This is a genomic window from Pseudonocardia sp. EC080619-01, from assembly GCF_001420995.1.
GTDB lineage: Bacteria > Actinomycetota > Actinomycetes > Mycobacteriales > Pseudonocardiaceae > Pseudonocardia.
In genome coordinates this window covers 588515-610678 of record NZ_CP012184.1, presented here as the reverse complement: position 1 = coordinate 610678, position 22164 = coordinate 588515, and the positions used below count along the sequence as shown (strand labels likewise).

The window sequence follows — 22164 nt, the reverse complement described above, 5'->3', positions numbered from 1 at the left end:
ACGACTGCGACGACTGCGACGACCGCGACGACCTGTACCGCGACGTGCGCGAGCACGTCCGGGACGACAGCTGGGACGACAGGAGGACGGGCAGAGCCGGTGGAGGCGATCGAGCGATGATCGAGATGACGCTGGCCGAGGTCGCGGCGGTGACCGGCGGCACCCTGCACGGGGTCTCCGACGAGCAGGCCGCCGTCCCGGTGACCGCCGTCGAGTTCGACTCGCGGAAGGCGGGCCCGGGCGCGTTGTTCCTGGCCCTGCCCGGTGAGCGGGCCGACGGCCACGACTTCGCCGCCGGGGCGGTGACCCGCGGCGCGACCGGGGTGCTGGCCGGGCGCCCGGTCGACGCCCCCGCGGTGGTCGCGCCCCCGGCCGAGGTGCGGGACGCGCACACCTACCTGGGGTCGGTCGATCCCGACGGGCACGGCGCCGCCGTGCTGGCCGCGCTGGGCAGGCTGGCCCGGCACGTCCTGGGCGCGCTGCCCGGACTCGCCGTCGTCGGCGTGACCGGCAGCGCGGGCAAGACCTCCACCAAGGACCTGCTGGCCGCGGTGCTGGCGCCGCTGGGCCGCACGGTCGCGCCCCCGGAGTCGTTCAACAACGAGCTCGGGACCCCGTGGACCGCGCTGCGCGCCGACGCCGCGACCCGGCACCTGGTGCTGGAGTTCTCCGCCCGCGGCGCGGGGCACATCGCCGCCCTGTGCGCGGTCGCGCCGCCCCGGATCGGCGTCGTGCTGAACGTCGGCTCCGCCCACCTGGGCGAGTTCGGGTCCCGGGCCGGGATCGCGGCCGCGAAGGGCGAGCTCGTCGAGGCGCTGCCGCCCGGGGACCTGCCCGGCGGGCGGGGCGGCGTCGCCGTCCTCAACGCCGACGACGAGCTGGTCCTGGCCATGCGCAGCCGCACCCCCGCGCGTGTCGTCACCTTCGGCCGGTCGGCCTGCGCCGACGTCCGTGCCGAGGACGAGACCCTCGACGCGGGGCGCCCCTCGTTCCGCCTGGTCACCCCGGCCGGGTCGGCCCCGGTGTCGCTCCGGCTGGTCGGCGCCCACCAGGTGTCGAACGCGCTCGCCGCGGCCGCCGTCGCCCTCGAGCTGGGCGGCACGCCGGAGGGGATCGCGGAGGCGCTGTCCGCTGCCGGGCCCGCCTCGCGCTGGCGGATGGAGGTCACCGACCGCGCCGACGGCGTCACCGTCGTGAACGACGCCTACAACGCCAACCCTGAGGCCATGCGGGCCGCGCTGTCCGCACTGGCCTCGGTGGCGGGCCCCGACCGGCGGGCGTGGGCCGTGCTCGGCCCGATGGCCGAGATCGGCGACGGCGCCGCCGAGGCGCACGCCGACACCACCCGCCGGGCCCGCGACGCCGGCGTCGCACGCGTCGTCGCGGTCGGCGCCCCCGACTACGGCGACGGCGCCGAGCACGTCGGCGACGTCGGTGCCGCGCTCGACCTGCTGCGCGCGGAGCTCGCCCCGGGCGACGTCGTGCTGGTCAAGGCTTCGCGCAGCGCCGGTCTCGAGCGGGTCGCCGCGGGCCTGCTGGGCCACGACGCAGAAGGGCTGGTGCGCCGGTGAGGGGCGTCTTCCTGGCCGCGGGTCTCGCGCTCGCGGTGTCGATCCTGCTCACGCCGTACCTGATCCGGTTCTTCGCGAAGCAGGGCTTCGGGCAGGAGATCCGCGAGGAGGGTCCGCAGAGCCACCAGTCCAAGCGGGGCACGCCGACGATGGGTGGCGTCGCGATCCTGCTCGCCATCTGGGTCGGCTACCTGGGCTCGCACGCCTTCACCCGGGAGCCGATCACGGCCTCGGCGCTACTGGTCCTGTTCCTCACCACCGCGCTCGGCGTGGTCGGCTTCCTCGACGACTTCCTCAAGATCCGCAGGCAGCGCAACCTCGGCCTGAACAAGACGTCCAAGATCGTCGGGCAGGTCCTGACTGCGACGATCTTCGGGATCCTGGCCGTCCGGTTCGCCAACGAACGGAACCTGAGCCCGGCCTCGGAGAGCCTGTCGTTCGTCCGGGACATCCCGGTGCTGGCGTTCGGCGTCGTCGGGTTCGTGATCCTCTGCAACCTGATCGTCGCCGCCTGGTCGAACGCGGTGAACCTCACCGACGGGCTCGACGGCCTCGCCGCCGGCACGGCGGCGATGGTGCTCGGCACCTACGTGATCATCGCCTTCTGGCAGTTCCGCAACAGCTGCGCGGTCGCCGCGTCGGCCGGCTGCTACGAGGTCCGCGACCCGCTCGACGTCGGCCTGGTCGCCGCGGCCGCGATGGGCGGCTGCATCGGCTTCCTGTGGTGGAACGCCGCGCCCGCCCGGATCTTCATGGGCGACACCGGCTCGCTCGCCCTCGGCGGGCTTCTCGCGGGGCTGTCCGTGGTCACCCGCACGGAGCTGCTGCTCGTCGTGATCGGTGGCGTGTTCGTGGTCGAGGCGCTCTCGGTGTCGCTGCAGATCCTGGTGTTCCGCACGGCCCGGCGACGGCTGTTCCGGATGGCCCCGTTCCACCACCACTTCGAGCTGGCCGGCTGGGCCGAGACGACGGTCATCATCCGGTTCTGGCTGCTGGCCGCGATCTGTGCGGCGATGGGGCTGGGGATCTTCTACAGCGAGTGGCTCGCGGCGTCGGGTTCGGCGTGACGGGCGCGGGCTTCGCGGGACGTCCGGTGCTGGTGGCCGGTGCCGGGATCTCGGGGCTGGCCGCCGCGACCGCACTGCGCGACGCCGGAGCCCGCGTCCTGGTCTCCGACGACTCGTCCGCCGCGCTGGACACCCTGCCCGACGGCGTCGAGCCGTGGCCCGGCGCCGGGCTGCCCGACGGGGTCGCGACGGTCGTCACCTCGCCGGGCCGCCGTCCGGAGCACCCGCTGGTCGCCGAGGCCGCCGCGGTGGGCGCCGAGGTCATCGGCGAGCCCGAGCTGGCGTGGCGGCTCGGTGCCGCGCGGGCGACCCCGCCGTCCTGGCTGGTCGTCACCGGCACCAACGGCAAGACGACGACCACCGAGATGCTCGCCGCGATCCTGCAGGAGGCCGGGCTGCGCTCGGTGGCCTGCGGGAACATCGGCTACCCGGTGGTGAGCGCGGTGAGCGCGCCCGGCCCGGGGCACGAGGTGCTCGCGGTCGAGCTGTCCAGCTTCCAGCTGCACTGGTCGCCGTCCGTGCGGCCGGCGGCGGGTGTCGTGCTGAACGTCGCCGAGGACCACCTGGACTGGCACGGCGGCCGGGACGGGTACGCCGCGGCGAAGGCGCGGGCCCTGACCGGAGCCGTCGCGGTCGGCGGGGTGGACGACCCGGTCGCCGCCCGCCTGCTCGCCGCCGCGCCCGCGCCGCGCCGCGTCGGGATCACCCTCGGCGAGCCCGGGCCGGACCAGCTCGGGGTCGTCGACGGCACGCTCGTCGACCGGGCGTTCGGCGGCGGGGAGCTCCTGGCGGCCGACGCCGTCGTCCCGCCGGGACCGCCCGGGGTGACCGACGCGCTCGCCGCGGCGGCACTGGCCCGCGCGTACGGCGTGGCGGCCCGGCACATCACGACGGCGCTGGCGGCGTTCGCGCCGGGGCCGCACCGCAGCGCCCCGGCCGGCGAGCACGACGGCGTCGTCTACCTCGACGACTCCAAGGCCACCAACCCGCACGCCGCCGGTGCCGCGCTGGCCGCGATCGCCGCCCGGCGTCCGGGCGCCCGCGCGGTGTGGGTCGTCGGCGGGCTCCTGAAGGGCGTCGCGCCGGACGAGCTGGGCAGGCTGGCCAGGGAACACGCGGCACTGCTGGCCGGGATCGTCGTGATCGGGACGGACCGGGCACCGATCGTCGAGGCGCTGTCCCGACACACGCCCGGCCTCCCGGTCGAGGAGGTCGCGGCGGTCCACGATGGTGGGATGGCGCCCTCCGACCTGCCGGATCCCGCCCGAACCGACGCCCGCCCCGACCCCATGCCGTCCGCGGTCCGCCGCGCGGCGGCGCTGGCCCGGCCCGGCGACGTCGTGCTCCTGGCCCCGGCGGCCGCGTCGATGGACCAGTTCCGCGACTACGCCCACCGGGGCGACGCGTTCGCGGCCGCCGTCGCCGGACTCGGCGCCCCGGCCGGAGGGCTGTCCCGATGAGCCCGGGCACGCCGGAGCGCACCGCGGGGCAGGCCGTCACGGCCGGCGTCCAGGGCGGGATGCGACGCCTACGGCGCTGGCTGCGCCGGCCGCTCACCTCGCTGCACCTGGTCCTCGGCGTCTTCGGGCTGCTGACCCTGTTCGGCCTGGTCATGGTGCTGTCGGCGTCGTCGGTGTCGACCGGGTCGGCGTACTCCGTGTTCACCCGTCAGCTCATGTTCTGCGGCGTGGGGCTGGTGCTGTTCTACATCGGGGTGCGGGTGCCGCCCCGCCGGCTGCGCGCCGCGGCGCCCGTGCTGCTGATTATCGGGATCGGGACGCTGATCGCGGTGCTGATCCCCGGCGTCGGCGCGATCCGCGGCGGTGCCCGGTCGTGGTTCGCGTTCGGGCCGGTGTCGCTGCAGCCGTCGGAGATGGTGAAGATCGCGCTGACCCTGTGGGGTGCGCACGTCCTCGTCGCGCGGCGGGCCGTGATGCACCGCTGGAAGCACGCGCTGAACCCGGTCGTGCCGGTCACCCTGGTGATCTTCACGCTGCTGGTCCTGCAGCCCGACCTGGGCATGACGATCTCGGTCGGCATCGTGATGCTGGCCCTGCTCTACTTCGGCGGCGCCCCGCTGAAGCTGCTCGCGCTGATCGCGGGCGGCGGCCTGGTGGGCGCCGCGCTGCTCGGCCTCACCGCCGGCTACCGGGCGAGCCGGATCACCGCGTTCCTGTCGCCGGCGACCTCGGACCCGCTGGGCCCGGCCTACCAGGCGACCCAGGCGCTCTACGCCCTGGCCGACGGCGGCCTGTTCGGCGCCGGGCTGGGGCAGGGCCGCGCGAAGTGGGACTACCTGCCGAACGCCCACAACGACTTCATCTTCGCCATCATCGGCGAGGAGCTGGGGCTGGTCGGTGCGTTCGCGGTGCTGGCGTTGTTCGCGACGCTGGCCTACACCGGGATGCGGATCGCCGCCCGCAACACCGACCCGTGGCTGCGGATCGTGGTCGCGACGTCGACGACGGGCCTGGTCGTCCAGGCCTCGATCAACATCGGGTACGTCGTGGGGCTGCTGCCCGTCACCGGTCTGCAGCTCCCGCTGATCTCCTCCGGCGGCACCTCGCTGGTGGTGACGATGTTCCTGTTCGGGCTGATCACGAACGCGGCCCGGCACGAGCCGGAGGCGGTCGCCGCGCTCCGGAAGGACGGGCAGGGGCGCGTGGCGAAGCTGCTGCGGCTCCCGCTGCCGCAGCCCTACCGGACGCCGGGACCGGCGTCGCGGTGGGCGGCGCGGTGAGGACCTGAGGTCCCTCCACGGGACCGTGACGTAGTCGGACGACGCAAGGGGCACGAGAGCGTGACGGGCACGGATCACAGCGGCGGTACCGGGGGTACGGGCGACGGCGGCGCAGGCCGCGACGGCCGTGGTCCCGGACCGGGCGCGGCCGGCGGCCCCCGCCGGCCGACCATGGGACGGCCGACCGGGTCGTCCCCGGTGGAGCCGGACGGCGTCGTCTTCGGGACCGCGTCCGGGACCGGCGGCACGTGGCCGGGCCCGCCGGCCGGGTCCGACCCGTCCGCGAACGACCGGTCCGTGGGCACGGATCCCGCCGGAGTGCCCGCGCCGGAGGAGGCGCGTGGCCCGCAGCGGCTGCCCGGCACCGGGTGGGACCCGTACACCCACGGCGGACGGCAGTCGTTCCGTCCGGTCCCCGGTGGAACGGGGGTGAACGGGGCGGCCCCGCACGGTTCCGAGCCGGACGGTTCCGCCACGGACGGTCCCGGGACCCACGGTTCCGGGCCGCACGGTTCCGGGTCGCACGGTCCGGGGGCCCACGGTCCTGGCGCGCGCGGCTCCGCGCCGCACGGTGGCGCGCCGAACGGGACCTCCCGGAACGGTGCCTCCCGCAGCGACGAGCCCGGTCCGCGTGATGCGCGCCCGCCGCGCGACGGCGGAGCACCCGCCGGTGGTGCGCCGCGTGACGGGGGAGACCCCGGTGACCTGCCGCGGCGTACCGGTGGATCCGGTGCCGCCGGTCGTCCGTCCGGCGCCGGGCCCGGCCCGGCCCCGTCCGGTCCGACCTCGTCCGGCCCGACCCCGCCCGGCTCGATGCCCCCCGGCGGACTGTTCACGCCGTCCGTGCCGCAGGAGCCCGGCACCGGCGGATTCGGCCCCCGAGGGCAGCAGCCCCCGTCCGGGGCCGGTGCCCGGCCCCCCGGGAACCGGCCGTCCGGCCACCCGGCCGGCCCGAACGGTGGAGCGCCGGAGCAGGGCACCGGCGGCCACGGCGCCCCGGACGGCCCGGCCGGGACGGACCGCGACCCGGCGACCGGCCCGCAGGCGGCGACCGACGGGACCCCGGGCGACACGCCCCCGGGCGAGCCGGCGGACGGGGCCGCCCGGCCGGGAGCCGCGCCCTCGGGGCCCGCGTCGTCGGGCTCCGCGACCTCGGCATCTGCCACGCCGTCGTCCGCCTCGTCGGGTTCCGCCGGGTCCGGTTCCGCGTCGAGCGGTGCCGGCTCCACCGGTGCCGAGCCGACCGGTGCTGCCGGGTCCGGGCCTGCCGGGTCAGGAACCCCTGGTTCCGGGCCTGCCGGGAACGGGCCTGCCGAGTCCGGGGCTGCCGAGTCCGGGGCTGCCGAGTCCGGTGCTGCCGGGTCCGGTGCCGTGGAGCCGGCCCCTGGATCGTCCGGGGACGGCGAGGCCGCGGCCGCCGGGTCCGGGCCGGGTGCCGTGGAGCCGGGTGCCGCCGACCCCGGTGCTGCCGCGTCCGCATCCGGCAGCCCGTCCCGCCCGGGCGGCACGACCGGCTCGGGACCGGACACCGGCGACGGCACCACCGACGTGCCGACCACCGCCACCGGCCCGCAGGGCGAGCCGCGACCGGACATCCCGGCGGCCGGCCCGCAGCAGGGCCCGACCGGCCGCGACGCGGCCGCGCTCTCGACGACCGGGCCGCGCGGGATCCCCGCCGCGGGCCGTCCGGGCGCAGGCGCCCCCGGCCGTCCGGGTGGGCCCGGCCCCTCCGGGGCGCACCCCGGAGCATCGTGGACGGGCGGCCCCTCGTCGACCGGTGGCCAGGCCCCCGCAGGCGGCGCGTCCGGCCGACCGCCGCAGTCCGGAGGCCCGGTCGGACCCACCGGTCCCGCCTCCTCCGGCGCCCAGCCGCCCGCCGGCGGACCCGCGCAGCAGGCCGGTCCGGGGCAGCAGTCCGGTCCCGGCGCCGTCTCGTCGGGAGGCTTCCCGCATGCCGGAGGCCCGGGACAGCCCGGAGGCCCGGCACAGGCCGGTGGCCCGGGGCAGCCCGGTGGACCGGCCCGGCCGAACGGCCCCGGTGTGGCCGGGTCCCATCCGGGCATGCCCCCCTACCCCGCCCAGACGGGCCGGCCGATGCCCGGTCAGCAACCCGGGTACCGGCAGCCGGGAGCCCCCGGGCAGCAGCCGCAGGAGGGCGCATTCGGGCAGCACCCGCAGCAGGGCGCACCCGGGCAGCAGCCTCGTCCGGTGCAGCCGGGCCAGCAGGCGTGGCAGGGACGGCCGGGACAGCCCGGTGGCACGGTGCCGCCCGGCCCGTTCCCCGCCGGCCACGCGATGCCCCCGGGGCAGCAGCACCCCACCGGACCGCAGCAGCGGTTCGGCACACAGCCCGGTGGCGCACAGCCCGGTGGCGCACAGCCCGGTGGTGCCCAGCCCGGTGGTGCCCAGCCCGGTGGTGCCCAGGCGGCGCCCGGCCGGCCGCCCCACCCGGGCGGTCAGCCGATCCCCGGTCAGCAGCCCGGCCAGCACGGTCAGCAGCCCGGCCAGCACGGTCAGCAGCCCGGCCAGCCCGGCCAGCCCGGACCGTTCCCGGGCGGCCCGTTCCCGCCGCCCGGTGCGCAGGACCGGCCGGACACCGGTGCCCCGCAGGGACCGCCACCGGCCACGAACCTCGCCGGCGCCGGAACCCCCGAGGGCCCCGGCGGACCGGGCGTGCCCGGTGCCCCGGGCGGCTCCGGAGCCCCCGGCACCCCGGGACCCCGCCCCGACGGCACCCGTGCCTTCCCGCCCGCGACCACCCGGCCGGCGGGGGAGCAGACGCCGGCGCCCGTCCCGGGCGCGCTGTCGGTCGTCGTCGCCGGGGGTGGCTCGGCCGGGCACATCGAGCCGGCCCTCGCCGTCGCCGACGCCGTCCGCCGACTCGTCCCCGGCGCCCGGGTCACCGCGCTCGGCACCGAGAAGGGCCTGGACACCCAGCTGATCCCGGCCCGCGGCTACCCGCTCGAGCTGATCCCGCCGGTGCCGCTGCCCCGTAAGCCCAGCGCCGACCTGCTGAAGCTGCCCGGCAACGTCCGCGGTGCCGTCAAGCGGGTACGCGAGGTGCTGGAGGCGGCGGAGGCCGACGTCGTCGTCGGGTTCGGCGGGTTCGTCTCGCTGCCGGCCTACCTCGGCGCCCGCAACCGGGTCCCGGTCGTCGTGCACGAGGCGAACGCCCGCGCCGGGCTGGCGAACAAGGTCGGCGCGCGGTTCGCCGCGGCCGTCTGCACCGCCGTCCCGGGTACCGGGCTCGCGAACGAGGAGGTGGTCGGCATGCCGCTGCGCCGGTCGATCACCACGCTCGACCGGGCCGCGCTGCGCCCGGAGGCCAGGACCTACTTCAACCTGCCCCCGCACGGGCCGGTGCTGCTCGTCTTCGGGGGCTCGCAGGGCGCGCGTTCCCTCAACGAGGCGGTGGCCGCGATCCTGCCGACGCTCACCGAGCGCGGCATCTCCGTGCTGCACGCCTACGGGAAGAACGGCACCCCGGCCGACCCGCGGCCCGGGTACGTCCCGATGCCCTACATCGACCGGATGGACCTGGCCTACGCGTCGGCCGACGTCGTCCTCGGCCGGTCCGGCATGACCACGGTCGCCGAGCTGACCGCGGTCGGGCTGCCCGCCGTCTACGTCCCGCTGCCGCACGGCAACGGGGAGCAGGCGCTCAACGCCCGCCCGGTCGTCCAGGCCGGTGGCGGGAAGCTCGTCGCCGACGAGGACCTGACCGCCGAGCGGGCGCTCGACGAGCTCGTGCCGATGCTCACCGATCCGGACCTCGCCCTGGCGATGGGCCGCCGGGCCCGCGCGGCCGGGCACGGCGAGGCGGACGAGAAGATCGCGCGGATCGTGATGGAGGTGGCGGGGCGGTGAGCGGTGTCGACACGGCACTCGGCCGGCACGTCCACCTGATCGGGATCGGCGGGGCCGGCATGAGCGGGATCGCCCGCATCCTGCTGGCCCGCGGGATCACCGTCTCGGGCTCCGACGCCCGCGAGTCCCGGACCGTCACCGCGCTGCGCGCGCTCGGTGCCCGGGTCGAGGTCGGTCACGACGCCGCCCACCTGCGCCACGACGGCGAGGACCCGCCGACGGTCGTCGTCTCCACCGCGATCCGGGAGACCAACCCGGAGCTGGCCGCCGCCCGCGAGCAGGGCCTGCAGGTCGTCCACCGGGCGGTCGCGCTCGCCGCGCTCACCGAGGGCCGACGGCTCGTCGCGGTCGCCGGGACGCACGGCAAGACGTCGACGACGTCGATGGTCACCGTCGCCCTCCAGCACACGGGCGCCGACCCGTCGTTCGCCATCGGCGGCGACCTGTCGGTGTCGGGCAGCGGGGCCCACCACGGCAGCGGCGACGTCTTCGTCGTCGAGGCCGACGAGAGCGACGGCTCCTTCACCGCGTTCGCGCCGTCGGTCGCGGTCGTCACCAACGTCGAGCCCGACCACCTCGACCACCACGGCGACGAGGCCACCTACCGCGCCGTGTTCGAGCGGTTCCTGGAGCGGCTCGTCCCCGGCGCCACCCTGGTCACCTGCGCCGACGACCCGGGCTCCGAGCTGGTCGCGGTGCACGCCGAGCGTGCCGGGACCACCGTGCGCCGCTACGGCCGCACCGCCACCGGCTCGCAGGACGCGCGATTGCTCGACTTCGCGCCCGACGGCGTCGGGTCCCGCACCCGGTTCCGGTGGGGCGGCGAGGAGCACGAGCTCGCACTCGGCGTGCCGGGCGAGCACATGGCGCTCAACGCGCTCGGTGCGTTCCTCGCCGGGACCGCCGTCGACCAGGATCCGGCGGCCCTGCTCGAGGGGCTCGCCGGGTTCGGCGGGGTGCAGCGGCGGTTCGAGTTCAAGGGCCGCGTCCGCGGCGTCGCCGTCTACGACGACTACGCCCACCACCCCACCGAGGTCGCCGCGACCCTGCGCGCCGCGCGCGAGGCCGCGCCGGTGGTCCAGGGCCGCCGCGGACGGGTGCTGGTGGCGTTCCAGCCCCACCTGTACTCCCGGACCCGGCTGTTCGCGGGCGAGTTCGGCGCGTCGCTGTCGCTCGCGGACGAGGTGATGGTCCTCGACGTCTACGGTGCCCGGGAGGACCCCGAGCCCGGAGTCGGCCCGGCCCTGATCACCGACCGGGTGCGGCTGCCGGCCGAGCGGGTGCACCGCGCACCGTCGTGGGAGAAGACCCCCGCGGCGATCGCGGCGCTCGCCGCCGACGGCGACACGGTGATCACCATGGGGGCCGGCGACATCACGGCGCTCGGCCCGGAGATCCTGCGCGAGCTGGCGGTCGGCGACGACGGGGCATGACCGGCCCGGGCGGTGACGTGCCGGGCGAGGCACACGGACGGGGGCGACGATGACCGACGGCGACGGCGACGGCGACGACGCGGGCACCGGCGGCCGGCGTACCCCCGAGCAGGAGCGACGGGCCGCCGAGCGCGCCCGCCGCATCCGTGAGCGCCGGTCCGCCGAGCGGTCCGGGCGGTCCGGACGGTCCGGCTCGCGGGAGACCGACCCGGCCGCCGACCGGGACGGGGGGCCCGACGGCGAGGAGATCGGTCCGTCGGTGGGGGAGCGGGACGGCACCCCGCGCCCCGGGCGTCGCAGCGCGGCCGCGGTCCGCGAACGCACCGCCGCCCGGTCCGCCGACCGGGGACGCACCCGGGACCCGCGCCACCGCCGCCGTCGGACGGTCGCGCTGGTCGCGACCGTCGTCGTCGCACTGCTCGGGGTGTCCGCCGCCGCGTGGTGGGGCCTCGCGCAGTACGGGCCCGGGGTCGCGTCGGTCGAGGTCACCGGCGCCCGCCAGATCCCCGCCCGGGACGTCGTCGACGCCGCCGCCGTCGACATCGGCACACCGCTCGCGGCGGTCGACACCGCCGCCGTCGCCTCCCGGGTCTCGGCGATCCCCGGCGTCGCGACCGTCGACGTGGACCGTTCCTGGCCGGACACGCTGACCGTGGCCGTCACCGAGCGGACCCCGGTCGCGCTGGCCGACACGCCCGACGGCCGGATGCTCGTCGACGTCGCCGGGTTCGCCTACCGGCCGGCGCCCCCGGACGTGCGGCTGCCCGTGCTCCAGCTGTCGTCGGTCGCACCCGACGACCCGGCCACGCTCGCCGCCGTGGCCGTCCTGCGGGCGTTGCCGCAGCCGGTCCGCGACCAGGTGGAGACGCTGTCGGCGGGCGCGGCGGGCTCGACGTTCGAGCTCGGCCTCACCGAGGGCCGCCGGGTGTTGTGGGGTCCGTGGGCCGACGGCGCCGCCACCGAGCGGCGCGCGGCCGTGCTCGGCCCGCTGCTCGGCCGCGAGGGCACCGTCTACGACGTCTCCAGCCCGGCCCTCGTGACCGTTCGCGACGACTGAGACCGACCCCCGTCCGGTACGGGCGTCCCACCCGGACGGCGGTCGCGCACGGCGGCCGTCGAGGTCCGGCGTACCGGCCCCGCCGGCGGGCACCCCGTCGTGTCCTGGGAAGGTCGGCGCAGGGTGACCGGCCGGCGACCGTACGCGTTTCACGTGACCGGGAAACGCGAACCACTCGGGCGGGGTGTTGTCGCCGCGCGGCGCGCCTGCTGGACCCGGGCCGTGGATCCGACCTAGCGTCTGCACGCGAAGGCCCGGGGCACCCGGAGCTTGACCCCTGGACCCGGACCCCGAGCGAGACGGAAGGTGCCGCACATGACGCCCCCGCACAACTACCTGGCCGTGATCAAGGTCGTCGGCATCGGTGGCGGCGGCGTGAACGCCGTCAACCGCATGATCGAGGTCGGCCTCAAGGGCGTGGAGTTCATCGCGGTGAACACCGACGCCCAGGCGCTGCTGATGTCGGACGCCGACGTCAAGCTCGACATCGGTCGCGAGCTGACCCGCGGTCTCGGCGCCGGCGCCAACCCGGAGGTCGGTGGCAAGGCCGCCGAGGACCACGCGGAGGAGATCGAGGAGGTCCTCAAGGGGGCCGACATGGTCTTCGTGACCGCGGGTGAGGGCGGTGGCACCGGTACCGGTGGCGCCCCGGTCGTCGCGTCGATCGCGCGGAAGCTCGGCGCGCTCACCATCGGCGTGGTCACCCGGCCCTTCACGTTCGAGGGCCGCCGGCGTGCCGGCCAGGCCGAGGACGGCATCCAGGGGCTCCGCAACGAGTGCGACACGCTGATCGTCATCCCGAACGACCGGCTGCTGCAGCTCGGCGACGTGGGCGTCTCGCTGATGGACGCCTTCCGCTCCGCCGACGAGGTGCTGCTCTCCGGTGTCCAGGGCATCACCAACCTGATCACCACGCCGGGCCTGATCAACCTCGACTTCGCCGACGTCAAGTCGGTGATGTCCGGTGCAGGCTCGGCGCTGATGGGCATCGGGTCCTCGCGCGGCGAGGGCCGGGCGGTGCAGGCCGCCGAGAAGGCCATCAACTCGCCACTGCTCGAGGCGTCGATGGACGGCGCGCAGGGCGTGCTGCTCTCGATCGCCGGTGGCTCCGACCTGGGGCTGTTCGAGATCCACGAGGCCGCGTCGCTGGTCCAGGAGGCCGCGCACCCCGAGGCGAACATCATCTTCGGCACGGTGATCGACGACTCCCTCGGCGACGAGGTCCGCGTCACGGTGATAGCGGCCGGGTTCGAGGGCGGCACCCCGACGCACAAGAAGCTGGAGCCCGCGGTCTTCCGCCAGGGCACCCAGAAGCCGGCCGAGCCGGCCGCGACCCAGCCGGCCGCGCCGCAGGCGCCGGCCACCCAGCAGACGTCGCCGACCTCGCCCGTCACCCCGACCACCCCTGCTGCGCCGCCCGCCGGTGCCCAGGGGCAGGCGGCCGACCGGACCGCGCCGCACCTGCCCGCGTCGGTCTCGGCGGACCGGACCGGTGTGCTGCCGCCGGCGCAGCCGACCGCTCCCGCGCCGCGCCAGCCCGACCTCCGGAACGAGCACGCCGCCCCGGGGGCCGACGCCACCGGGCCGGTCTCCGCGCCGGCCTCGCACGGCACCGCGGCCCGCCCGCCCGCCGCCGCGGACCCCGCGGAGGACGAGGTGGACGTCCCGCCCTTCATGCGCCGCTGACCGCGGTGCCGGAGGTACCGACCCGGCCCGGGGCGCGCGTCCGCCGGGTCACGACGACGCGTGCGGGCGGCCGGTCGGGCGGCCCGTTCGCCACGTTCAACCTGTCCCTCGGCGTCGGTGACGACCCGGCGGCCGTGACGGCGAACCGGGCCCGGGTGGTCCGCGAGCTGGGCCTGTCCGGGCTGGTGTTCCTGACGCAGGTGCACGGGCGCGACGTGACCGTCCTGCGTGAGCCGCCACGGGCCCGTCCGGGGACCGGCGGTGTGGCACCGGACGTCCCGGACGTCGACGCCGTCGTCACCGACGTGCCGCTGCTCGGCATCGCCGTGCTCGCCGCGGACTGCGTCCCGGTGCTGCTGGGCGATCCACAGGCCGGTGTCGTCGGGGCAGCACACGCGGGTCGCGTCGGCGCCGCCACCGGGGTCCTGGACGCCGTCGTCGGCGAGATGACGGCGCTCGGCGCCGCCCCCGAGCGGCTGGAGGTGCTGCTCGGCCCCGCCGTCTGCGGGCAGTGCTACGAGGTTCCGGCCGCGATGCGCGACGAGGTGGAGGCCGCACTGCCGGGCAGCGCGTCGACCACCCGCACGGGCACCGCGGGCCTCGACCTGCGCGCCGGGCTGGCCCGACGGCTGGCCGGCCTCGGCGTGACAAAGGTCGGCACCGACCCGCGCTGCACCATCGAGGACCCCGACCTGTTCAGCCACCGTCGCGAGGGCCGGTGCGGCAGGCAGGCCGCGATCACCTGGCTCGACCCGCGTGACGTGCGCGACGGTCGCGGCGCCCCCGCACGCGCGGCACGATGACCGGTGTGGCCGACTCGAACCCGCCCGACCGCACCGCGGAGCTGAAGGAACGTCTCGGCGCCGTCCGGGAACGACTGGACGCGGCCTGCCGGGCCGCCGGTCGCGACCCCGCCGCGGTCTCCCTGCTGGCGGTGACGAAGACCGTCCCCGCCCGTGACGTCGCGGACCTGATCGACCTCGGGCTCGCCGCGTTCGCCGAGAACCGCGCCCAGGAGGCCGGGACGAAGGTCGCCGACGTCGCGCGGCTCCGCCCGGACGCGGACGCCCGCTGGCACTTCGTCGGGGGCCTGCAGCGGAACAAGGTACGGGCGGTGCTCCCGTGGGTGACACGGATCGAGTCGGTCGACTCGCCCCGGCTGGCCAGGGCGATCGACAAGGAGGTCGCGAAGGCGCGGGACCGTGGCGAGCGCAGCGGTCCGCTGCCGGTGCTCGTCCAGTACAGCGTCGACGGCGACCCGGACCGCGGCGGCGTGCCGGACGACGGGCTCGACGAGCTGACCGACCTGGTCACCGAACTGCCCGGCCTCGAGCTCGGGGGCCTGATGGCCGTCGCGCCGCTGGTGGGGGAGCCGGAGCGAGCGTTCGCCACGATCGCCGCGGCCGCCCGGCGGACACGGGAGCGCCACCCCGGTGCGGTCGAGCTCTCCGCCGGGATGAGCGCCGACCTGGAGACCGCCGTCGATCACGGATCGACCGTGGTGCGTGTCGGTACGGCTCTTGTGGGGGAACGGCGGATAGCCTCCGAGTAATCGCTGGTCGGTACGGGTACAGGGCCATCGGCGAGACCGTCGCCAGAACGCGGGGTGCGCGCTGGCCGCGCACGGAGTCGAGCAGTACTGCGAGGGGACAGCGGATGAGCGCGATGTACCGGCTGAAGGCCTACTTCGGCATGGTCCCGGCCGACGAGATGGACTATGTGGACGAACCGGACCACTACCGGGGCGGCCACGAGCAGCACGTCGGCCCGCGTGGCGACCGCTGGTCGTCCGGTGGGGGGCGGTTCGCCGACCCGGCCGGCTACGACGACGACCGTTACGACGGCCCCGGGGGCTACGACGACGGCTGGGGCGCCCGTACGGCGCGCGAACCGGTCCGTCCGGCGCGCGCCGTGCGGCAGGAAGCCCGCGGCGAGCGGGAGCCGGGAACGGGTCCCGGCGACCGTGGAATGCTCCCGACCCCCATCGGCGGCGGCGCCGGAGCGGCCGTCCGCGGCTCGCTCGCGATGGATCCCGACGCCTTCCGCGGCCCCTCCCGGGAGCCGCAGCGGGAGGAGCGCGTGGCCCCGGTGGCGCCCGCTCCGGCCCCGTCGACGGTGCCCGAGCAGCGTGACCGCAACGCCGCCGGCCTGTCCTCGATCACGACGCTGCACCCCCGCAGCTACACCGAGGCGCGGACCATCGGCGAGCGCTACCGCGAGGGTGTGCCGGTCATCATGAACCTCACCGATCTCGACGGCGCGACGGCGAAACGCCTGGTCGATTTCGCTGCGGGACTGGTCTTCGCGCTGCGCGGGGGCTTCGACAAGGTCACCGACCGGGTGTTCCTTCTCACCCCCGCGGACGTCGAGGTGTCCGCCGACGACGCGCGGAGGCTCGCCGAGCGCGGAGCTTTCCGACAGGATTGAGCCGTGTCCACCGCGATCGGCTTCCTGATCTATTACGTCCTGTTCTTCTTCTGGCTGCTGCTCGCGGCCCGGATCGTCGTCGAGATGGTCCGGTCGTTCGCGCGCCAGTGGCGACCCGCCGGCCCGCCCGCGGTGGCGCTCGAGGTCGTCTTCACCGTGACCGACCCTCCGGTCAAATTGCTGCGGAGAGTGATCCCCGTGGTCCGTATCGGAGGCGTCGGACTGGACCTGTCGATTATGGTGCTGGTGCTGGTGGTGTTCATCGCGATGACCGCCGTCAGATCACAGCTCCTGGGATGAGCCCCAGTCACCCAGGAGTGCCGCCGAGGACCGCATGAGGTGATCCGATGCCGCTGACGCCCGCCGACGTACACAACGTCGCGTTCAGCAAACCCCCGATCGGTAAGCGGGGATACAACGAGGACGAGGTCGACGCCTTCCTCGATCTGGTCGAGGCCGAGCTGGCCCGGCTGATCGGGGAGAACGACGACCTCCGAGACCAGGTCTCCCAGCTCGAGCAGCGCCTCGGCGACGCCGAGGCCGACCTGGACGAGGCCCGGAGCCAGCCGGCTCCGGCCCAGACCCAGGCGCTGCAGGCGTCGCCGTCGCCGATGGGCCGTGGCCCGGGTGCGCCCGCGCCGCAGCTGGCCGGTGCCGTGGCCGCTGCCGCCGACGACGGCGGTGACCACCACGTGCAGGCCGCGAAGGTCCTGGGCCTGGCCCAGGAGATGGCCGACCGGCTGACCGCCGAGGCGAAGAACGAGGCCGACACGATGCTGTCGGATGCCCGGACCAAGTCCGAGCAGCTCCTCTCCGACGCCCGGACGAAGGCCGACGGCCTCGTCAACGACGCGCGCTCGCGTGCGGAGACCATGCTCAACGACGCCCGTACCCGTTCCGAGACGCTCGAGCGGCAGTCGCGCGACAAGGCCGCAGGCCTGGTCAGCGACGCCGAGCGCAAGCAGAACGAGATCATGGGTGCCATCCAGCGGGACAAGTCCGTGCTGGAGAAGAAGATCGACGAGCTCCGCACCTTCGAGCGCGAGTACCGGACCCGGCTCAAGACCTACCTGGAGTCGCAGCTGCGCGACCTGGAGGGCCGCGGGTCGGCCGCACCGTCGGACAGCTCCGGCACGGCCAACCGGTCGGGCTCGAACGGTGGGTACGCCGCCTCCGGCTACGGCCAGCGGGCCGACACCGGGAGCTGACGCTCGGGCGCGGTGACGCGCCCGAGACGACCGACGACGACCGGGTAGCGGCCGGGTGCCGCTGCCGACCGACGGAGTTCGCCGATGCTGGTGCTGGTCCTGATCCTCGTGGTCATCGCGCTGGTGCTGCTGCTCGCAGGATGGTTCCTGGGTGTGGTGGCACTGGCCTGGACGTCGGTGGGCATCAGCCTGCTGGCCGGTCTCGCGTTGCTCTACGACTGGTGGCAGACCCGGTCCGCGGTGCGGGCCGGTGACCGGTCGGAGGCGGCCGGGGCCGACCACACGGGCTCCGGTGAGGCGGCCGCGCACGCGGCCGTGGGAACGCCCGAACGGGCCGAGATGGAGGCGCGCTACGGCGCCGACATGGAGCCCGCGACACAGGTCCTCCCGGTCGTCCGACCCCCGCAGGGCGGCCCGGCCGCGGCGGGACCGCCGGGTGCTCCCGGCGGCCCGGGCGGTGTCGAGGACGGTGCCGGTGCGACCGATGCGACCATCCGCATGCCGGTCGTCCGGCCGCCCGGCTCTGCAGAGGGACCGTCCGGCGTTTCCCGATCGAGTGGTTCTTCGTCACTTTCCGTGACTGAATCCGGGTCCGAGTCGGCCGCGGCGTCGGCCACGGGCCACCCGGACGGGTCCGGAGGAGCCGCCGCGGCGATCTCCACCGAGGCCGCTCCGGCGGACCAGGAGGGTGCGGGTCGTGGCGGCGGCCCCACGCGCTCCGGTGCTCCGGGCGGCTCCGGCGACGGCACCTCGGGCGATGAGCGTTCCGGTGAGACCCCGGGCACCCCGGGCTCCGAGGACGAGCGGTCCGCGCCGGGCTCCGGCGGCGTGGCCGGACGTGACGACATGACGACGGCGACTGCGGCCGGTGCCGCAGGCGCCGTCGGTGCCGCGGGCATCGCGGGAGCGGTGGCCGGTTCCGACCGGCGGCCGTCCGACGACCCGGGCTTCGGCGCCGGGTCCGCGAACTCTGCGAGCGGTGGCGGGGATCCGGGCACGCCCGGCGACTCGCCGACGACAGCCGGCCCGGCGGCGTCGGCGACGACCGCCGCCCCGACCGGCACCACGGACACGACCGCCGTCCCGGCGGACGCCCCCGGCAGCACCGGTACGGCGGACGCCATCGGCCCGGCGGGCGCGACGGGTGCCGCGGGTACGGCGGGTGCTGCGGCCACGACGGCGATGGGCGCCGCCGGTGCCCCGGACGTCGCCGGCAACCGTGCCGGCACGGCCGACGGCTCCGAGGCGGTCGCGGGCGGAACGGTCGCGGGCGGATCCCCCGCGGAGACCGGGGCCGCAGCGGAGCCCCCGGCCGACGCCGAGTCCCCCGAGGAGCCCCGCGACCCGACCCTCGCGAACCTGGTCGCCCGGCTCCCGGACGAGGTGCTGGTCATCGACGAGCACCCGCGCTACCACGTGCAGACCTGCCGTGCTCTGTCCGGACGTGCGGTCATCCCGCTGCCGGTCAGCGAGGCCGTCGAGCTCGGGTTCACCCCGTGCGGCTGGTGCTCGCCGAACCGCACGCTCGGCGAGCGGCACCCGGCACAGGTCCGCTAGGGCACGGGCGCGGGCTGGGGAATATCCCGGTGCGCGCCCGCGCTACCCTGGTTCCACAGGCACCGATCCGGCCATCACCGGGGAGCCTCCGGAAGAAAGGGCCGTGAAGACGGCCCGAGTAGAACCGGACGGGTGCGGCCCGTCATCGCCGTCCGACGAGAGGCGCACGCGGGTTCGCGCGCGCAAGCGGGGTGGTACCGCGGCTCGGTCCGAGGTGGGCCGGTGTCGTCCCCGTGCGAGACACGCATCGCACGAGGAGCCGACAGCCGTGAGCGAGACCGGATACCCCGAGGTGCCGGCGCACCCGACGTTCCCGACGCTCGAGCAGGACGTGCTCGCGAGCTGGGACGCCGACGACACGTTCCGCGCCTCGGTCGAGCAGCGCCCCGCCGGCGTCGACGGCGGCGACGAGTACGTCTTCTACGACGGCCCGCCGTTCGCCAACGGCCTGCCGCACTACGGCCACCTGCTGACCGGGTACGTCAAGGACGTCGTCCCGCGCTACCGCACGATGCGCGGCAAGCGCGTCGAGCGCCGGTTCGGCTGGGACACCCACGGCATGCCGGCCGAGGTCGAGACCGAGAACCAGCTCGGCATCAAGCACAAGTCCGAGATCGACGAGATGGGCGTCGCCGCGTTCAACGAGGCGTGCCGCACCTCCGTGCTGCGCTACACCGGTGAGTGGCGCGACTACGTGACCCGGCAGGCCCGCTGGGTCGACTTCGACAACGACTACAAGACGCTCGACCTGGACTACATGGAGTCGGTCATGTGGGCGTTCAAGTCGTTGTGGGACAAGGGGCTCGTCTACTCGGGCTTCCGCGTGCTCTGGTACTGCTGGCGCTGCGAGACGCCGCTGTCGGCCACCGAGACGAAGATGGACGACGTCTACCAGGACCGGCAGGACCCGGCCGTCACGGTCGGGCTGCGGCTCGCCGCGCCGGAGCGTCCCGAGCTCGACGGCGCCCTCGCCCTGGTCTGGACGACCACGCCGTGGACACTGCCGTCGAACCTCGCCGTCGCCGTGCACCCCGGCGTCGACTACGTCGTCGTCGAGGCGAAGGGGGAGCGGTGGCTGCTCGCCGAGGCCCGGGTCGCCGCCTACGCCCGTGAGCTGGGCGAGGAGCCGCGGGTCGTCGCGACCCTGACCGGCTCCGACCTGCTCGGCGTCGGCTACGCCCCGCCGTTCGACTTCTTCACCGGCCGTGCGAACGCGCACCGGATCCTGTCCGCCGACTACGTCACCACCGACGACGGCACCGGGCTGGTCCACATCGCGCCCGCCTTCGGTGAGGAGGACAAGGAGGTCACCGACGCGGCCGGGATCGAGGTCGTCAACCCGGTCGACTCGCGCGGTGAGTTCACCACCGAGGTGCCGCCCTACACCGGCCTGCAGGTGTTCGACGCCAACCCGTCGATCATCCGCGACCTCAAGGAGCGCACCGAGCCGCACGTGCTCGGCGTGCTGCTGCGGCACGAGACCTACGACCACCCGTACCCGCACTGCTGGCGGTGCGGGAACGCGCTGATCCAGCGCGCCGTCGACTCGTGGTTCGTCGAGGTCACCCGGTTCCGCGACCGGATGGTCGAGCTGAACCGGCAGATCGACTGGACGCCGTCGCACATCCGGGACGGCCAGTTCGGCAAGTGGCTCGAGGGCGCCCGCGACTGGGGCATCTCGCGCAACCGGTACTGGGGCAGCCCGATCCCGGTGTGGCAGTCGGACGACCCGCGGTACCCGCGGACCGACGTCTACGGCTCGCTCGACGAGCTGGAGCGCGACTTCGGCGTGCGTCCGACCGACCTGCACCGCCCGTACATCGACGAGCTGACCCGGCCCAACCCGGACGACCCGACGGGGCAGAGCACCATGCGCCGGGTGCCGGAGGTGCTGGACTGCTGGTTCGAGTCCGGTTCGATGCCGTTCGCCCAGGTCCATTACCCGTTCGAGAACGCCGACTGGTTCGAGCACCACTACCCGGGCGACTTCATCGTCGAGTACAACGGCCAGACCCGCGGCTGGTTCTACACGCTGCACGTGCTGGCGACGGCGTTGTTCGACCGGCCCGCGTTCCGCAACTGCGTCGCGCACGGGATCGTCCTCGGCGACGACGGCGCCAAGATGTCGAAGTCGCGGAAGAACTACCCGGACGTCAACGAGGTCTTCGACCGCGACGGCTCGGACGCCATGCGGTGGTTCCTCATGGCGAGCCCGGTGCTGCGCGGCGGGAACCTGGTCGTCACCGAGCAGGGCATCCGCGAGGGCGTCCGCCAGGCGATCCTCCCGCTGTGGAACACCTGGTACTTCCTGTCGCTCTACGCCGGGGAGGGGCGGGGCACCTTCCGCACCGACTCGACGCACGTCCTCGACCGTTACGTGCTCGCGAAGACGGCGGACCTGGTCGACGGCGTCACCGCGGCGATGGACGGCTACGACGTCGCCGGCGCGTGCGAGCGGATCCGCGAGCACGCTGAGACGCTGACCAACTGGTACGTCCGGCGCTCCCGCGAGCGGTTCTGGTCGACCGACGACGCGGTGCGCCGCGACGCCGTCGACACCCTGCACACCGTGCTGGAGGTGACCTGCCGGGTCGCGGCGCCGCTGCTGCCGCTGACCACGGAGGCGATCTGGCGCGGCCTGACCGGCGGCCGCTCGGTGCACCTCACCGACTGGCCCGGTGGTGCCGACCCGACGGTGACGCAGCAGCAGCCCGGCGCCGGGCTGCCGCACGACGCCGCACTCGTCGCGGGGATGGACCGGATCCGGCAGGTCGCGAGCGCCGCGCTGTCGCTGCGCAAGTCGGCGAAGGTGCGGGTGCGCCAGCCGCTCCCCGGGCTCACCGTCGCCGCCGCCGACGCGGCCGCGCTGGAGCCCTTCACCGGGCTGCTGCGCGACGAGGTCAACGTGCGCTCGGTCGAGCTGACCGACGACGTCGCCGCCCACGGCCGGTTCGAGATCGCGGTCAACGCCCGCGTCGCCGGACCGCGCCTGGGCTCGGACGTGCAGAAGTGCATCCGCGCGGTCAAGGCGGGGGAGTGGAGCCAGGAGGCCGACGGGTCCGTCGTCGCCGCCGGGATCACGCTGACCGACGGCGAGTTCACCGAGAAGCTCGTCGCCGCCGACCCGGAGCGGACCCAGGCGCTGCCGGGGAACGCCGGGCTGGTCGTGCTGGACACGACGGTCACCCCGGAGCTGGCGGCCGAGGGCACCGCGCGCGACGTCGTCCGGGTGGTGCAGCAGGCCCGCCGTGACGCCGGGCTGGCCGTCGCCGACCGGATCGGGCTGACCCTGGACGGGCCGGACGCGGTGCTCGACGCCGTCCGCACGCACGAGGCGTTCGTCGCCGGCGAGGTGCTGGCGACCGCGGTGTCGTACGGCTCCGCGGACGGTGCGGCGTCGTCCGGCCAGGTCGTGGGCCCGGACGGTGCCGCGGTCGAGCTGCGGGCGGCGGTCGCGCGGGCCTGACGGCCGGTGGTCACGGATCGGGAGCCGAGGCGGTCACGAACGGCCGTCCGGCTGCCCGATCCGTGATCATGTGGGAGCCCGGGGC

At 75.7% G+C, this 22164-nt stretch carries 16 protein-coding genes; 15 read left to right on the top strand and 1 reads right to left on the bottom strand.

Features of this window, described 5'->3' with window-relative positions; all coding sequences use genetic code 11:
* The first annotated feature begins 116 nt into the window (after window positions 1-116).
* From murF to ftsW, 4 genes are read left to right on the top strand one after another with little or no spacing between them, the layout of a single operon-like run.
* Window positions 117-1571: a UDP-N-acetylmuramoyl-tripeptide--D-alanyl-D-alanine ligase gene (murF, locus tag AD017_RS02820; RefSeq protein ID WP_060576199.1), complete on the top strand. Its 1455-nt coding sequence runs from the start codon at window positions 117-119 to the stop codon at window positions 1569-1571.
* Window positions 1568-2638 carry a phospho-N-acetylmuramoyl-pentapeptide-transferase gene (gene mraY / locus AD017_RS02815; protein WP_010237031.1) on the top strand — a complete coding sequence of 357 codons (1071 nt, stop codon included), beginning with the start codon at window positions 1568-1570 and terminating at the stop codon, window positions 2636-2638. Before murF ends, mraY begins: the two co-directional genes overlap by 4 nt.
* A complete protein-coding gene (gene murD / locus AD017_RS02810; protein WP_227013355.1) occupies window positions 2611-4098 on the top strand; it encodes a UDP-N-acetylmuramoyl-L-alanine--D-glutamate ligase in 1488 nt (495 codons plus the stop codon). Before mraY ends, murD begins: the two co-directional genes overlap by 28 nt.
* Window positions 4095-5378 carry a putative lipid II flippase FtsW gene (gene ftsW, locus AD017_RS02805; RefSeq protein ID WP_010238102.1) on the top strand — a complete coding sequence of 428 codons (1284 nt, stop codon included), beginning with the start codon at window positions 4095-4097 and terminating at the stop codon, window positions 5376-5378. The genes murD and ftsW overlap by 4 nt, the downstream gene beginning before the upstream one ends.
* Window positions 5379-6650: 1272 nt before the next feature.
* Here ftsW and AD017_RS34315 read toward each other — a convergent pair.
* Entirely contained in the window at window positions 6651-7889 is a 1239-nt protein-coding gene (locus tag AD017_RS34315; RefSeq protein ID WP_145986076.1) for a hypothetical protein, read from the bottom strand.
* A 291-nt stretch (window positions 7890-8180) separates the two neighbouring features.
* Between AD017_RS34315 and murG the strand changes: the two genes are divergently transcribed.
* From murG to ileS, 11 genes are all read left to right on the top strand, one after another.
* Entirely contained in the window at window positions 8181-9245 is a 1065-nt protein-coding gene (murG, locus tag AD017_RS02800; RefSeq protein WP_060576197.1) for an undecaprenyldiphospho-muramoylpentapeptide beta-N-acetylglucosaminyltransferase, read from the top strand.
* A gap of 59 nt (window positions 9246-9304) precedes the next feature.
* Window positions 9305-10678, top strand: coding sequence for a UDP-N-acetylmuramate--L-alanine ligase (murC, locus tag AD017_RS02795; RefSeq protein WP_238592056.1), 1374 nt, complete (start codon window positions 9305-9307; stop codon window positions 10676-10678).
* A gap of 49 nt (window positions 10679-10727) precedes the next feature.
* Window positions 10728-11735, top strand: coding sequence for a cell division protein FtsQ/DivIB (locus AD017_RS02790; RefSeq protein ID WP_060572674.1), 1008 nt, complete (start codon window positions 10728-10730; stop codon window positions 11733-11735).
* A 315-nt stretch (window positions 11736-12050) separates the two neighbouring features.
* On the top strand, window positions 12051-13421 hold the full coding sequence (gene ftsZ, locus AD017_RS02785; RefSeq protein WP_060572672.1) for a cell division protein FtsZ: 1371 nt from the start codon (window positions 12051-12053) through the stop codon (window positions 13419-13421).
* Between the two features lie 5 nt (window positions 13422-13426).
* Complete coding sequence (pgeF, locus tag AD017_RS02780; protein ID WP_060572671.1) at window positions 13427-14224, top strand: peptidoglycan editing factor PgeF; 798 nt, start codon at window positions 13427-13429, stop codon at window positions 14222-14224.
* A gap of 5 nt (window positions 14225-14229) precedes the next feature.
* A complete protein-coding gene (locus AD017_RS02775) occupies window positions 14230-14973 on the top strand; it encodes a YggS family pyridoxal phosphate-dependent enzyme (RefSeq protein WP_060572669.1) in 744 nt (247 codons plus the stop codon).
* Window positions 14974-15077: 104 nt separating this feature from the next.
* Window positions 15078-15848, top strand: coding sequence for a cell division protein SepF (locus AD017_RS02770; RefSeq protein WP_029239207.1), 771 nt, complete (start codon window positions 15078-15080; stop codon window positions 15846-15848).
* 3 nt (window positions 15849-15851) lie between these two features.
* Window positions 15852-16148, top strand: a complete 297-nt coding sequence (locus AD017_RS02765; RefSeq protein WP_060572668.1) for a YggT family protein — start codon at window positions 15852-15854, stop codon at window positions 16146-16148.
* Window positions 16149-16195: 47 nt separating this feature from the next.
* The gene (locus tag AD017_RS02760; protein ID WP_010224842.1) at window positions 16196-17056 is read left to right on the top strand and encodes a DivIVA domain-containing protein; all 861 of its coding nucleotides are present in this window, start codon (window positions 16196-16198) and stop codon (window positions 17054-17056) included.
* Between the two features lie 84 nt (window positions 17057-17140).
* The gene (locus tag AD017_RS02755) at window positions 17141-18613 is read left to right on the top strand and encodes a hypothetical protein (RefSeq protein ID WP_060572666.1); all 1473 of its coding nucleotides are present in this window, start codon (window positions 17141-17143) and stop codon (window positions 18611-18613) included.
* A gap of 268 nt (window positions 18614-18881) precedes the next feature.
* Window positions 18882-22079 carry an isoleucine--tRNA ligase gene (gene ileS / locus AD017_RS02750; protein ID WP_060572664.1) on the top strand — a complete coding sequence of 1066 codons (3198 nt, stop codon included), beginning with the start codon at window positions 18882-18884 and terminating at the stop codon, window positions 22077-22079.
* Window positions 22080-22164: the final 85 nt, after the last annotated feature.